Origin of the sequence: Halomonas sp. BC2 (assembly GCF_002078115.1) — a bacterium.
Classification (GTDB): Bacteria; Pseudomonadota; Gammaproteobacteria; order Pseudomonadales; family Halomonadaceae; genus Vreelandella; species Vreelandella stevensii.
Genome location: NZ_LFGT01000012.1, coordinates 150,995 through 164,925 on the forward strand (window position 1 = coordinate 150,995; position 13,931 = coordinate 164,925).

10 protein-coding genes, 2 tRNA genes and 2 pseudogenes are annotated in these 13,931 nt (G+C 61.9%); 4 read left to right on the plus strand and 10 right to left on the minus strand.

Features of this window, described 5'->3' with window-relative positions; genetic code table 11:
• Positions 1–60: 60 nt before the first annotated feature.
• On the minus strand, positions 61–2,142 hold the full coding sequence (locus B7L71_RS09615; RefSeq protein WP_081137558.1) for a carboxy terminal-processing peptidase: 2,082 nt from the start codon (positions 2,140–2,142) through the stop codon (positions 61–63).
• Between the two features lie 138 nt (positions 2,143–2,280).
• Between B7L71_RS09615 and B7L71_RS09620 the strand changes: the two genes are divergently transcribed.
• Positions 2,281–3,585: a M18 family aminopeptidase gene (locus B7L71_RS09620; protein ID WP_081137560.1), complete on the plus strand. Its 1,305-nt coding sequence runs from the start codon at positions 2,281–2,283 to the stop codon at positions 3,583–3,585.
• Between the two features lie 90 nt (positions 3,586–3,675).
• Here the strand turns inward: B7L71_RS09620 and B7L71_RS09625 are convergent.
• The 9 genes from B7L71_RS09625 to B7L71_RS09665 form a co-directional block, all read right to left on the minus strand.
• Positions 3,676–3,752, minus strand: a tRNA-Met gene (locus B7L71_RS09625).
• A 63-nt stretch (positions 3,753–3,815) separates the two neighbouring features.
• Complete coding sequence (ychF, locus tag B7L71_RS09630) at positions 3,816–4,907, minus strand: redox-regulated ATPase YchF (RefSeq protein WP_016914435.1); 1,092 nt, start codon at positions 4,905–4,907, stop codon at positions 3,816–3,818.
• A gap of 95 nt (positions 4,908–5,002) precedes the next feature.
• Positions 5,003–5,584 carry an aminoacyl-tRNA hydrolase gene (gene pth, locus B7L71_RS09635; RefSeq protein ID WP_081137562.1) on the minus strand — a complete coding sequence of 194 codons (582 nt, stop codon included), beginning with the start codon at positions 5,582–5,584 and terminating at the stop codon, positions 5,003–5,005.
• A 145-nt stretch (positions 5,585–5,729) separates the two neighbouring features.
• Positions 5,730–6,359 carry a 50S ribosomal protein L25/general stress protein Ctc gene (locus B7L71_RS09640; protein WP_039181081.1) on the minus strand — a complete coding sequence of 210 codons (630 nt, stop codon included), beginning with the start codon at positions 6,357–6,359 and terminating at the stop codon, positions 5,730–5,732.
• Between the two features lie 97 nt (positions 6,360–6,456).
• On the minus strand, positions 6,457–7,398 hold the full coding sequence (locus B7L71_RS09645) for a ribose-phosphate pyrophosphokinase (protein WP_026001771.1): 942 nt from the start codon (positions 7,396–7,398) through the stop codon (positions 6,457–6,459).
• A 59-nt stretch (positions 7,399–7,457) separates the two neighbouring features.
• Positions 7,458–7,532 (minus strand) — tRNA-Gln (locus tag B7L71_RS09650).
• Positions 7,533–7,563: 31 nt separating this feature from the next.
• Positions 7,564–8,424 (minus strand): 4-(cytidine 5'-diphospho)-2-C-methyl-D-erythritol kinase, encoded by an 861-nt coding sequence (ispE, locus tag B7L71_RS09655; RefSeq protein ID WP_081137564.1) that lies wholly within the window; start codon positions 8,422–8,424, stop codon positions 7,564–7,566.
• A 42-nt stretch (positions 8,425–8,466) separates the two neighbouring features.
• On the minus strand, positions 8,467–9,138 hold the full coding sequence (gene lolB / locus B7L71_RS09660; protein WP_081137566.1) for a lipoprotein insertase outer membrane protein LolB: 672 nt from the start codon (positions 9,136–9,138) through the stop codon (positions 8,467–8,469).
• Between the two features lie 45 nt (positions 9,139–9,183).
• A complete protein-coding gene (locus B7L71_RS09665) occupies positions 9,184–10,851 on the minus strand; it encodes a tetratricopeptide repeat protein (RefSeq protein WP_371317376.1) in 1,668 nt (555 codons plus the stop codon).
• Positions 10,852–11,196: 345 nt separating this feature from the next.
• Here B7L71_RS09665 and hemA point away from each other — a divergent pair, with 345 nt between their 5' ends.
• The 3 genes and pseudogenes from hemA to B7L71_RS09680 form a co-directional block, all read left to right on the plus strand.
• Complete coding sequence (gene hemA / locus B7L71_RS09670) at positions 11,197–12,507, plus strand: glutamyl-tRNA reductase (RefSeq protein ID WP_081137570.1); 1,311 nt, start codon at positions 11,197–11,199, stop codon at positions 12,505–12,507.
• Positions 12,504–13,594: pseudogene (prfA, locus tag B7L71_RS09675) on the plus strand (peptide chain release factor 1). The gene hemA and the pseudogene prfA overlap by 4 nt, the downstream one beginning before the upstream one ends.
• Positions 13,594–13,931, plus strand: a pseudogene (locus tag B7L71_RS09680) (N5-glutamine methyltransferase family protein); the annotation flags it as partial. The pseudogenes prfA and B7L71_RS09680, both read left to right, overlap by 1 nt.

Below are 13,931 nucleotides of genomic sequence, written 5' to 3' on the forward strand. Positions count from 1 at the left end.
GCGGGTCGTTTTGCCTGGACAGGCTGCCCCGTCGCCGTCAGGCGTCGGGGCAGGGGCTGCTCAGCGGCGTGCCATGCGCTGGGCTTTCTCCAGGTGTGCGAAATCGAGCAGGATTTCGGCGGCTTCCAGCACATGAGCGCGGTCGACGGGAGCGGCTTCGTCGCGCTCGGTGTCGGTCTCGTCATCCTGGGTGCCGTCGCTGCGGGCATCCATCCACTCTTCCAGTTCTGGGAGACCCAGTGCGCGGCGGCGCTGGTTTTCCAGTGACAGCTGCTCGGCTTCCTGAGCTTCCAGCTCACGTTGGCGCTGTTCGCGGTTCAGGCTGACGCTGGTGTGCTGTTCGCGCAACTGGCGGGCCAGGGTGGATTGGCGCTCCAGGTAGCGGAAATTGGGGTTACCCTTGGCGCGCTCCTCATGTAGCGAGATGAGGGTGGGCAGGAGCGTTTCCGGCGAGCCGTAGCGACGATACTGAACGTTCTGGACGGTGTCCCAAGGCAGGGCGTTGTCCAGGCTGCTCTCCCCAATGCGCTCGGGATCGATCAGGCTGGGGAAGGCGATGTCCGGCTCTACGCCGCGATTCTGGGTGCTGTCGCCAGAGATGCGGTAGAACTTGGCGCGTGTCAGCTTGATCTGGCCATGGCTCAGGTCGTTGAGGGTCTGTACCGTGCCTTTGCCAAAGGTCGAGGCGCCCACCACGATGCCGCGGCCATAGTCCTGAATGGCGCCCGCGAAAATCTCGGAGGCCGAGGCCGACAGGCGGTTCACCAGGACGGTAAGCGGGCCGTCGTAGAGCGTGCCTGCTTCGGTGTCGCCGTAGAGCTGGATACGGCCCTGGGCGTCACGCACTTGTACCGTGGGGCCGCGATCGATGAACAGGCCGATCAGTGAGTTGGCCTCCTGCAGGGCGCCGCCGCCGTTATTGCGCAGGTCCAGCACGATGCCCTCGACGCCCTCTTGCTTGAGGTTCTCGATCTCACGAGCCACGTCGCGGGTGGTACTGCGATACTCGTCTTCTCCTGCCTGCCAGGCGTCGAAGTCAACGTAAAAAGTCGGCACGGTGATGACGCCGATACGGTGCGGCTCGCCATCGCGCATGACTTCAATAACTTCGCCCTTGGCGGCCTGGTCTTCCAGGCTAACGGTGTCGCGGGTGATTTCCACGATTTGCGAGCGGGTCATGTCCACCGCCTGAGCAGGCACGACGTCCAGGCGAACCACCGAGCCCTTGGGGCCGCGAATCAAATCGACCACGTTGTCCAGGCGCATGCCCACCACGTTGATCATCTCGCCATCTTCCTGGCCTACCGCAATGATGCGGTCAGCGGGCTCCAGCACTCCGGCGCGGTCGGCGGGGCCACCGGGCACCAGGCTGGAGACCTTGACGTATTCACCGTCGGCTTGCAGCAGGGCGCCGATACCTTCCAGCGAAAGGCTCATCTGAATGTCGAAGGATTCACCCTGGCGGGGCGACAGGTAGCCCGTGTGTGGGTCGATGGTGCTGGACACTGCGGCCATCAGTAGACCGAAAACGTCTTCCGATTCGGTCTGGCGCAGGCGGGTCAGCTGGCCTTCATAGCGCTGGCGCAGGTTGTTCTCGATCTGCTCATCGTCCTGACCGGTGAGTGCCAGGGTCAGGGCGTCGTTCTTGAGGCGCTTGCGCCACAGTTCATCGAGCTCGCTTTCACGGCTGGCCCAGGGGGCGCTTTCACGATCCACTTCCAGGCGTTCGTCGCTTTCGAACTCCAGCGAGAGGCCTTCGTCCAGGCGTGCCAGCAGCCACTCTAGGCGAGAAGTGTGGCGCTCGCTCAGGCGGTTGTAGAGTGCAAAGGCATCGTCCAATTCTCCTTCGAACAGCGCCTCGGCCATATCGTTTTCCAGATGACGATAGGGTTCAATATCACGGTTGAGCAAATAGGCACGCTGACCATCGAGAATGTCCAGGTAGCGCTGGAAAGCCTCCTCGGACCACTGCGGGTCAAAATTAATGTTCGCGTAGTGGCCATAGCGGAGCGAATCCGCAATTTCTACGGCCGCTTGGCGTTGTTCGTCTGTCGGCGCCAGTTGGGCCATCGCCGCCGGGCTGGTCACCACCAGCATGACAGCAAGGGCGACCGAGCGCGAAAGCGTTGCAAACAAGCTCATCAGTCAAGCTCTCCCGGATTTGTGTACACTCATTCTTCCCTAGACACGCAGTTAGCCCATGAGTTGCGTAGGCCGAGGGAGCATTGTAGCAGGTCATTTACCCTGTGAGACTCAATCATTACTGTAAAGAGGATTTCCATGTCCGAGGCTTTCAACGCAGAACGTTTAACGCGACTGTGCGATTTCTTGCAGCAGTCGCCCACGCCATGGCACGCCACCCAGAACATGGCGCAGCGTTTGGAGCAGGCGGGCTTTACACGCTTGGAAGAAACCGCCAACTGGCAGCTGTCGCCGGGCAAGCGTTACTACGTGACGCGCAATGACTCGTCGCTGATCGCCTTCCAGCTGCCTGCCGGAAAGTTGTCCAGCCTGCGTATGCTGGGTGCGCATACCGACAGCCCCGGGTTGCACCTGAAGCCCAACGCAACGCACTATTCGGCGGGTTGGCTGCAGTTGGGTGTGCAGGTATATGGCGGCGTGCTGTTGGCGCCCTGGTTCGACCGTGAGCTGGGGTTGGCGGGGCGGGTGCACGTGCGCCACGCCGATGGTCGGCTGGAAAGCGTGTTGCTGAACGTGGCGCAGCCGGTGGCGATGATTCCGAGCCTGGCGATTCACATGGACCGTGACGTCAATGCAGGGCGTACGATCAACCCGCAAACCCAGATGGCACCGGTACTGCTGCAGAGCAACGATCTCGAGCTCAACGATCTGTTGGCGCAGTGGCTGGAAGCGCAGCACGGGCTACGTGCCGTGGATATCGTCGATTTCGAGCTGGGTTTTTACGACGTACAGCCGCCTGCGCTGGTGGGGGTGCGTCAGGAGCTGCTGGCCAGTGCCCGGCTGGATAATTTGCTGTCGTGCTTTGTCGGGCTGGAAGCGCTGCTGGCGTGCGATGGCGAGCAGGGGGCGTTACTGGTGGCCAACGACCATGAAGAGGTTGGTAGCGCCAGCGCCTGTGGTGCACAGGGGCCGTTTCTGGGAGACGTGCTCAAGCGTTTGAATGGGCAAGTGGGCGGGGGTAGTGAAGAGTCGCTGATTCAGCTGATTCAATCGTCACTGATGATCTCCTGCGATAACGCCCATGCGCTGCATCCCAACTTCCGTGACAAGCACGATGAGCGCCATGGGCCGGTCATCAACGGCGGGCCGGTGATCAAGGTGAACGCGAGCCAGCGCTACGCCACCAACAGCGTGACCGGCGCACTGTTTCGCGATGTTTGTCGAGAAGCCGATGTGCCCGTGCAGTCATTCGTCACCCGGGCAGACATGGGCTGCGGCAGCACCATCGGTCCGATCACGGCGACCGAAGTGGGCGTGCCGACCATCGATGTGGGCTTGCCGCAGTGGGCCATGCACTCCATTCGTGAAACGTCCGGCACCCGCGATGTCGAGTATCTGACTCGCGCGTTGGTTCAGTTCCTGAATCGCGTGACGCTGCACTGATCACCCGTCAGCGAACCAGAACGAACCAAAATGAAAAAGGCCCGCTGATGACATCAGCGGGCCTTCGCTATTGCTAGCTCGATTCGGTGTTGGTGGCTACGCCCTGATTTGAACAGGGGACCCCATCATTATGAGTGATGTGCTCTAACCAGCTGAGCTACGTAGCCGTGCAACGGGGGCGAATATTACCCACCCCTTTGTCATTCGTCAAGCATTGATTGTTTGCTTCGTTACACATTGAAGCGGAAGTGGATCACGTCGCCATCCTTGACGATGTAGTCCTTGCCTTCCAGGCGCCATTTTCCGGCATCCTTGGCACCCTGTTCGCCGCCCAGCGAGACGTAGTCGTCATAGGCGATGACTTCGGCGCGAATGAAGCCTTTCTGGAAGTCGGTGTGAATGACACCGGCGGCTTCCGGGGCGCTGGCACCCTGCTTGACGGTCCAGGCACGTACTTCCTTGACGCCTGCGGTGAAGTAGGTCTGCAGGCCCAGCAGGGCATAGCCTGCGCGGATGACGCGGTCCAGCCCCGGCTCTTCCATGCCCATTTCGGCCAGGAACATGCTGCGCTCATCGTCGTCGAGCTCGGCGATTTCGGCTTCCAGCTGGTTGCACACCGGCACGACCACAGCGCCTTCTTCGGCGGCGATCTCCTTGACGATGTCCAGGTAGGGATTGTTCTCGAAACCATCTTCATTGACGTTGGCAATGTACATGGTGGGCTTGAGCGTCAGGAAACCAAAGCTTTTGACCTGGCGCTTCTCGTCTTCATCCAGGCCAAAGCTGCGCAGTGGCTGGCCTTCTGCCAGATGTGGCTGAATCTTGTCCAGCACCGCTTTGGTGGCCATGGCGTCCTTGTCGCCACCCTTGACCACGCGCACCAGGCGCTGGCTGGCTTTTTCCACCGTATCCAGATCGGCCAGAGCGAGTTCCAGGTTGATGGTCTCGATGTCGGCGCGGGGGTCTACCTGGTTGGCCACGTGGATCACGTTGTCGTTGTCGAAGCAGCGCACCACGTGGGCAATGGCCTGAGTTTCACGAATGTTGGCGAGAAACTTGTTGCCGAGTCCTTCGCCCTTGGACGCGCCTGCCACCAGGCCGGCGATATCCACGAATTCCATGGTGGTCGGCAGGACTTTTTCGGGCTTGACGATGGCTGCCAGCTTATCCAGGCGTGGGTCTGGCATGGGAACGATGCCGACGTTGGGTTCGATGGTGCAGAACGGGAAGTTCTCGGCATCGATACCTGACTTCGTCAGTGCATTGAACAGGGTGGATTTGCCTACGTTGGGTAGGCCGACAATACCGCAGTTAAAGCCCATACATTACTTCCTGGCCGCTAGGCCAGCGCTATTTCGTGAGGCGCTGGCCAACAGTGAATAAACGTGTGCGATCACACGACTGATCAAACGTGCTGCTATTTTACGCTATGAAGGCGGTTCATGGCTTTAGCCCAATCGCCGGAAAGTGCCAGCGGCAGGGTGGCCAGGCTCTCTTCCAGGGCGTGCGCGATGGCTTCCTGTTCGACTTTGCCAGGGCGGCCCAGCACGTAATTGACCACCTGGCGTGCTTCCCCCGGGTGGCCGATGCCGATGCGCAGGCGGTGGAATTGCTTCTGGTTGCCCAGTGCACTGATGATGTCGCGCAGGCCGTTGTGGCCGCCGTGCCCGCCACCGGTCTTGTAGCGTGCCTGGCCGGGGGGCAGGTCCAGCTCGTCATGGGCGACCAGCAGGTTCTCTGGAGTGAGCTTGAAGAACTGGGTCAGCGCAGCCACGGCAGCGCCGCTGCGGTTCATGAAGGTCGAGGGGTTCAGCAGGTGCAGCTCATGCTCGCCCAGACGGACCTTGGCATAAAGCCCCAGAAACTTCTTTTCTGGGCGCAGTTCACTATGGGTGCTGCGGGCCAAGGCCTCGACCAGCCAAAAACCGGCGTTGTGGCGGGTTGCATCATAGTCAGCACCGGGGTTGCCCAGTCCGATAATGGCCGTTACCTGGCTCATGTGCTCAGCTCCAGTAGGATGAAAATGACAGCGTGTCTCGGGCCGCAAAAAAAAATCAAGCGCCGAAGCGCTTGATTTTATCATTTCCGAGCCATGCGGGCATGGCTCGGGGCGCAATACCGCTGCGCCTGGCTTACTTGGCGGCTTACTCGGCGCTTTCTTCTGCGTCGCCTTCGCCTTCTTCTTCAACACGTACTTTGACAGCCGTGATGCTCAGTACGGCGTTGTCGTGCTCTTCACCGTGGGACAGGTCAACGGAAGTGACGCCCGCCGGGAAGGTCAGGTCAGACAGGTGCAGGGTAGTGCCCAGCTCGACCTTGCTGATGTCCACTTCCAGGAAGTCAGGAAGATCTTTCGGCAAGCAGCTGATGGCAACTTCGTTGGCCAGCACGTGCAGTTCACCGCCCTGGTCCTTGATGCCCACACACTTCTCTTCGTTCACCACGTGCAGCGGCACGTTCATGGTGATGGCGTGAGTCGCGTCGACGCGCATGAAGTCGGCGTGGGTCAGCAGCGGCTTGAAGGGGTGGCGCTGCAGATCACGAACAACGACCTGCTCTTCGGTGCCGTCGACGACCAGCTTGATGACGGAAGAGAAGAACGACTCGTCTTCGATCGCCTTGTAGAAAGCGGTCTTTTCGACAGAGATGGATTGCGCGCCTTTCTCACCGCCGTACACAACGGCCGGTACGAATTGGTTCGCACGACGCAGGCGGCGGCTCGCACCTTTCCCCAGGTCGTTACGAACGCTGGCTTTCAGGATAAAATCAGACATGTTAATTGCCTCTTGGTTTAAGTAAGGAAACGCCGCCGCCCGCGACCAGGCGACGACGTTCCCATGGCCCCAGAAGGGGGCTTGTCACATCAGGCGATCAGTGGAACATCGCGCTGACGGATTCTTCGTTGCTGACGCGGCGAATGGCTTCCGCAATCAGGCCAGCAACGCTCAACTGGCGAATCTTTCCGCTGCGACGCGCATGGTCGGCCAGCGGAATGGTGTCGGTCACCACGACTTCATCCAGTACGGAGTTGGTAATGTTGTCTACCGCCGGGCCCGACAGGATCGGGTGGGTGGCATAGGCGACGACCCGCGCCGCGCCATGATCTTTCAAGGCTTCGCCCGCTTTGCACAAGGTGCCTGCGGTATCGATCATGTCATCGACGACTACGCAGGTGCGGCCTTCGATTTCACCGATGATGTGCATGACCTGCGCCTGGTTGGCCTGGGGGCGACGCTTGTCGATGATGGCCAGGTCGGCATTCAACTGCTTGGCGATGGCGCGAGCACGTACTACGCCGCCGACATCGGGGGATACCACCACCAGGTCGTCGTAGTTCTGGCGCTCGATGTCGTCGAGCAGGATCGGAGAGCCGTAGACGTTATCTACTGGCACATCGAAGAAGCCTTGAATCTGGTCGGCGTGCAGGTCCATGGTCATGACGCGGTCGACGCCTGCTTTTACCATCATGTCGGCGACTACCTTGGCCGAGATGGGGACGCGGGCGGAGCGTACACGACGATCCTGACGGGCATAGCCGAAGTAGGGAACGACGGCCGTGATGCGGGTCGCCGAGGCACGACGCAGGGCGTCGACCATCAGGATGAGCTCCATCAGGTTGTCGTTCGTCGGCGCGCAGGTGGATTGCAGGATAAAGACATCCTTGCCACGCACGTTCTCATTGATCTCGACCGCGATTTCGCCGTCGCTAAATTGACCCACCGTGGCATTACCCATGCGGCTGTCCAAGCTCTCGGCAATCTTTTGAGCGAGTTCGGGATTGGCATTCCCGGTGAAGACCATCAATTTTGACACGCGCAGCCACCTTTGCAGTGTTGGGGATCAGGGGAGAAAACGCAGATCAACATCAGGATTGGCTGGGGTACCAGGATTCGAACCTGGGAATGCCGATACCAAAAACCGGTGCCTTACCACTTGGCGATACCCCAGCAAACAGCCTGATGCGACGACCGGGCGCTTTCAGCAGCCCAGAGCATCTTGTAGGGGAGAGGTGTTGAGCCCTTTGGCCACCCAGGCTTTCCAGCGCTGGTTGGCTTGTCTGGCCACTGTCTGTGCTGCCTCTTGTGTATCGAAGGCGGCAAACAGACAAGCGCCCGTACCGGTCAATCGGCACGGTGCATACTGTGCGAGCCAGTCAAGTGCATCCGCAATGAGCGGGTAGCCTTTCCTGACCGTTGCCTCGCAGTCGTTGCGCCATTCGGCCGCTCCCCCCTGCAGTGCGCGCGCCATAGTAATGGGGAGGCTGTCGCGTGTCAATTCCGCATCCTGGAAGATGGCGGGCGTCGAGACGCTCACGCCGGGGTGAATCACCACAAACCAGGGGGTGTCCAGCGTGACCGGAGTGAGCCGTTCGCCAACGCCTTCTGCCCAGGCGCTGTGGCCATGCACGAACACTGGCACATCGGCGCCCAGGGTCAGCCCCAGCGTGGCCAGGGTCTGGCGATCCAGGCCAAGCTGCCACAGCTGATTGAGACCCATCAGCACGGTGGCGGCATTGGAGCTGCCGCCACCGAGGCCGCCGCCCATGGGGAGGCACTTGTCGATGGCGATCGATACGCCTTTGTGATGGCCGCTTTTCTGCTGGAGCAGGCGTGCGGCACGGACGATCAGATTGTCATCGTCGGCAACGCCTGCCAACGGCGTGGTCAGCTCGATACGGCTGTCCTGGCGTTGCGTGAGCGTCAGCGTGTCGCACAGGTCGAGCAGCTGAAACAGCGTTTGCAGCTCGTGGTAGCCGTCTGGTCGACGGCCCACGATATGCAGCATGCGATTCAGTTTGGCCGGAGCCGGTAGAATCAATGGATGTGGTGTTGCGGACATGCCGGTTCTCTAAAATGAAAGTGCAGGGCGATGAAGCGGCGCTTATTCGGCCGTGCGGCTGGCAGCCTGCCACTGGTTGACCACCAGGGTAATGCGTACCTCGCCGTAGTTCATGACCAATCGGCGGGGCAGCCACATCTCCTCTACCCGCTCCCAGTCACGGTAGTCGATTTCCCAGCCATCCTGCTGCAGGAAGCGGGGGAAGCCAAGCTCGTCGGTTTCCAGCTGATAGCTGGCGTGGTCGCCGGGCAAGCCTCGCACCCAGTCGGGCATGGCGCGTACCGGCAGTGACCAGCCAAGTTGCTCTTCCATCAGGGCTTCCGGAGTTTCGGCTTCGAAGCGGCCGTCGCTGGTGCTCAGCGAAAAGCGTCCTTCACGTCCTTCCAGCACGCTGCGCCCACCGCCAAAGGGACCGCTGATCAGCATGCGGAAGTAGAACGGGGTCTGGTTCCAGTCGAGGTTGGCGCTGGTGTTTTCCTGGGGGGTGCGCAAGCCCGCTTTGCCCACCAGCGTCCAGCTGTCGAAGTCTTCGACCTGCGCCTGCTGGCGTTCCCACTGGCCTGCCTGGCGACCGCTTTCATCGACCGGCGCCTGGCTGGCACAGCCTGCCAGGGTCAAGAGGGCGAGGGCGGCCACCCATAGGTGAGTAGTGGGCAGTACACCAGACAAGCGGCGGCGTGTCGGACGAGCAGAGGGGAGTGACGTAGTCAACATTAGAAGCTCCATGTCAGTAGGGTCTGGATCCAGATGAGTGCACTATTAGGGCGTGCTGGCAGGCGTTAGTTCAGGGTGCCGTTCCAGCAGTTCGTCTATTTGGGGGTGGTGGTCGGCACGCCGCAGGGCTCGGGCGATGGTTTGGCGCGCTTCGTCGCTGCGCCCCAGGGCATGCAGCACTTCGGCTAAATGGGCGGCCACTTCCTGATCGGGTAGCCGCGAATAGGCGCTTTCCAGCCACGCCAGGGCGTCGTCTAGTTTGCCCAGCCGGAAGTATACCCAGCCCAGGCTATCCATGATGGCCGGGTTGTCAGGGTCGGCTTCATAGGCGCGCTCAATCAGGTCGCGGGCTTCTTCCAGGCGCTCGGTGATGTTCAAATCGGCCAGGGTATAGCCCAGCGCGTTCAAGGCGTCGGGGTTGTTGGGCTCGGTGCGCAGGATCTGTTGCAGGTCGCGCTCCATGGCGGCCAGATCGCCCATTTCCCAGCCGCGCATGGCGCGCAGGTACAGCAGGCGCGTGTCGTCGGGCGTGCGGGTGATTTCCCGGTCCAGCAGGGCGCCAGCCTCTTGCTCCATGCCGAGATCGTCCAGCAGCTGCACTTCGAGCAGCACCAGATCGCCAAAATAGGTGTCGTGGCGCATGCGCTCGATGCGCAGGAAGGCGCGCGCGTCCAGCAGGCGGTCGTCGTCGATCAGCATACGAGCGGCGGCTGCTCGCGCAGGCAGGAACTCGTTGCCATCGCGCACCTGGCGGTAATAGAGCAGGGCGTTGTCGATATCGCCCTGAGATTGTGCAATGGCGCCCAGCAGAAAGTAGGCAATATTGGGAATTCTGTCCTGGCCGATCAGAGGCTGCAGCAGCCGATAGGCGGGCTCACTGTGGCCCTCTTCCAGATAAAGCTGAGCCAGGGCGATGCGCAGTTCCTGATTGCCTCCGTGGGTTTCCAGCAGGGCGTTGGTCTGGGTTTCGGCGGCGGTAATGTTGTTGAGGCGGATTTCGGCCTGGGCCAGCATGAGAATGAAGCGCACGTCATCGGGTGACAGGCTCAGCCCTTGCTGGGCCGCCCGCTGAGCTGCGCGGTGGTCGCCGCTTTCCAGCGCCAGGCGTGCCTTGGTCAGCCACAGTGCTGCGGACTCGGGCTCGCGCTGCTCGACCAGGTCGAGGTGCTGCCGAGCGGTTTGTGTCTCGCCCAGGGCGGCTTCGATGAGCGCGGTGCCCAGCAGCACATCGCTGTAGGAGTCGCGCTCGGCAGCAGCCGGTTGCGCCAGATAGGTGCGTAACGGCTGTACCAGGACATTGAGTGGCGCTTCTTCCGCCACCGCAAGCTCGGCGAAACTCGATATGTCGCCGTAGCCGCCCGATTCGGCAATGGCCAGCCGCTGCTCCAGGCTATCCAGCCAGTCGCCGCGCTGAAGGGACAGGGCGGCTAGCAGCCGGTTGGGCGTTTCCGCGGTGGGCGACAGCTCGCGCCAGCGCAGCGCCGAAGCTTCCATCAAGGCGGCGTCGTTGCCAAAGCGTGCTGCAAAGGTGGCGCGCTCGGCCAGCCCCGGCGCGTTGTAGCGCTGGGCGGCATCCAGGTAGCCACGGCTTGCATAACGGTAGTCACCGCGCTGGCCAGCCAGCTCGGCAGCCAGCAGCGTGCTGAGCCCTGCCGCATCCAGGCCGCGTGTGACCGGCGGGGCCGTCAGCATGGGGTCGCGGCTAGAACTCATGAACCCACGATCTGGAAGCGTGGAGGACAGCTGGCAGCCGCTCAGCAGCAGCGTCGCGGCCAGCGGTAATAGAGGAAGGCCCGATAGTGCTCGGGACAAACCCGGAAGTGTTGCGCGGTGGGGCATGCGTATCTCGATCAGGTGGCCGAGTGTTCAGCATAGCGGCTTGGCTGCCTGCGGCAAAGTGGTGTGCGCCAGAACATGCCGTGTTGTGATAGAATGTTCCACCTTGAAAGTGAGCCGGGTCAGCACAATTCACTCGTAAAGCTGCCTGATTGCCCCGCTCCAAGCGATAACGACGAACAGTGACGTGACGACCGATCCACTAGCGAAGACGCAGACCGCATGACGCTTCTTGCCCTGGGAATTAATCATCGTACTGCCAGCGTGGCCGTGCGTGAGCAGGTGGCCTTTACGCCAACGCAGCTGGAAAGCGCGTTGGCCGAGCTGCGTGGCCTGCCACATATCCACGAAGCCGCGGTGCTCTCGACCTGCAACCGTACCGAGCTCTACTGCGTGACCGATGCCGCAGGCGAGCAAACCGTGCTGGACTGGCTGGGACGCTTTCACAATCTGCGGGTCGATGATTTGGCACGCTGTGCGTACCACTATCATGACAACGAAGCAGCTCGCCACCTGATGCGCGTAGCGGTGGGGCTCGACTCCATGGTGCTGGGTGAGCCGCAGATTCTGGGGCAGTTGAAAGACGCGTATCAGCAGGCGCGCCAGGCAAAGGGCTTGGGGGGAGAGCTGGAACGGCTGTTTCAACACACCTTTGCCGTGGCCAAGCAGGTGCGCACCGAAACGGGTATCGGCAAGAACCCCGTGTCGGTGGCTTACGCGGCGGTCAGCATGGCCAGCCGTATCTTCGATGACTTCAGTCGTGCACGGGCGCTGTTGATCGGTGCCGGAGAAACCATCGAGCTGGTGGCGCGCCATCTGCACGAAGCGGGCGTACGTCAGCTTACCGTGGCCAACCGTACCCGGGAGCGTGCCGAGCAGGTGTCTGCGGCGCTGGGCGGGACGGCCATCACCCTGCCCGAGATTCCGGATGCGCTGGAGCATGCCGACATCGTGATCTCTTCCACGGCCTCTCCGCTGCCGATTCTGGGCAAGGGGATGGTTGAGCGTGCCCTGAAGAAGCGCCGTCATCGGCCTGTCTTCATGGTCGATATTGCAGTGCCACGGGATATCGAGCCACAGGTGGGTGAGCTGGCCGATGTGTTTCTGTATACCGTGGATGACCTGGAAGAGGTCATCGAAGAGAACCGTCGCCATCGTCAGGTGGCTGCCGACCAGGCCGAGTCGCTGATTGAACACGGCGTCGGCAGCTGGCAGCATGAGCGCCGCATTCGCAATGGCGGCGAGGTGATTCGAGATTATCGTCGTCATGGCGAAGCGCTGCGCGACCAGGCGCGGGAGCAGGCGCTGGAACGCCTGGCCAAGGGTGAAGACCCGGCCAGGGTCATCGAGCGGATGGCTCACCAGCTGGCCAACCGCTTCATGCATCAACCCACGCTTGCCATTCGTGACGCTGCTTCGCAGGAAAACCATGAATTGCTCAACGCCGCGCCGCGCCTGTTACTGCCGCCCAAACCTGCCTTCGAGCAGGCTGCGCCTCCGGTAAAACGCCAGAAGGATGATACACCCGCATGAAAGAGACTTTGCGCCAACGCCTGGATAGCTTCTCCGACCGTTTCGAGGAGCTGGCCATGCTGCTGTCCGATCCCGAGGTGATCAACAATCAGCAGCGCTTCCGTGACTATTCGCGTGAATACGCTGAGCTGGAAGAGCTGGTGGCCGCCTGGCAACGTTACCGTGGGGTCGAAGACAGCATCGCCGAGGCCGAACAGCTGAGCCGTGACAGTGATCCGGAGATGCGCGAGCTGGCGGAAATGGAAATCAGCGATGGCCGCGAACAGCTGGCAGAGTTGGACGTCGAGCTGAAGCGCCTGCTGATCCCCAAGGACCCCGACGATGGCCGTGGCGTGTTTCTGGAAGTGCGGGCGGGCACCGGTGGCGATGAAGCGGCGATTTTTGCCGGTGATCTGTTCCGCATGTACTCCCGCTATGCTGAAAAGCGCGGCTGGCGGGTAGAAATCGTCAGTGCCAGCCACGGCGAGCAGGGCGGTTATAAAGAGGTGATCTCCCGGGGTCAAGGGGCGACGGCGTCTACGCACGGCTCAAGCTCGAGTCGGGCGCCCATCGCGTACAGCGCGTGCCCGCGACGGAGTCTCAGGGGCGTATCCATACCTCTGCCTGTACCGTGGCGGTCATGCCCGAGGTGGATGAAGTGGGCGATGTGGACATCAATCCCGCCGACCTGCGGGTGGACACCTACCGCTCCAGCGGTGCCGGTGGCCAGCACGTCAACACCACCGACTCGGCGATTCGCATCACCCACTTGCCCACCGGCGTGGTGGTGGAGTGCCAGGAAGAGCGCAGCCAGCACAAGAACCGTGCCAAGGCGATGTCCTTGCTGGCGGCCAAGCTCAAGCGCAATGCCGTGGATTCCCAACGCCAGGAGCAGGCCGATGCACGCCGTTCGCTGGTCGGCTCGGGAGACCGCAGTGAGCGGATTCGGACCTATAACTTCCCTCAAGGTCGCATCACCGACCACCGCATCAACCTGACGCTCTATAAGCTGACCGAAGTGGTCAGCGGCGAGCAGCTCGATGACGTGATCGAACCGCTGATCCATGAGTATCAGGCAGAGCAGCTCTCGGCCTTGCAGGACGGCTGATGACCTTCGACGCCTTGCTGTCACAGGCGGCCCAGCGGTTGACGCAGGCAGGCTCGCCCACGCCGCGGCTGGATGCCGAGGTATTGATGGGCTGTGCTGCCCAGTGCAGCCGAACGTGGCTCTATACCTGGGGCGACCGCGAATGCCCCACTTGGGAGCGAGCTCGCTTCGAGGCGCTGGTGGCCGCCCGTGCCCAGGGGCAGCCGGTGGCGTACCTCACTGGTGAGCGGGAGTTCTGGGGGCTGCGGCTGGCGACGTCGCCCGATACGCTGATCCCCAGGCCCGACACGGAAACCCTGGTGGAGGTGGCGCTTTCTCGCGCCGCTGCCCCGGAGGG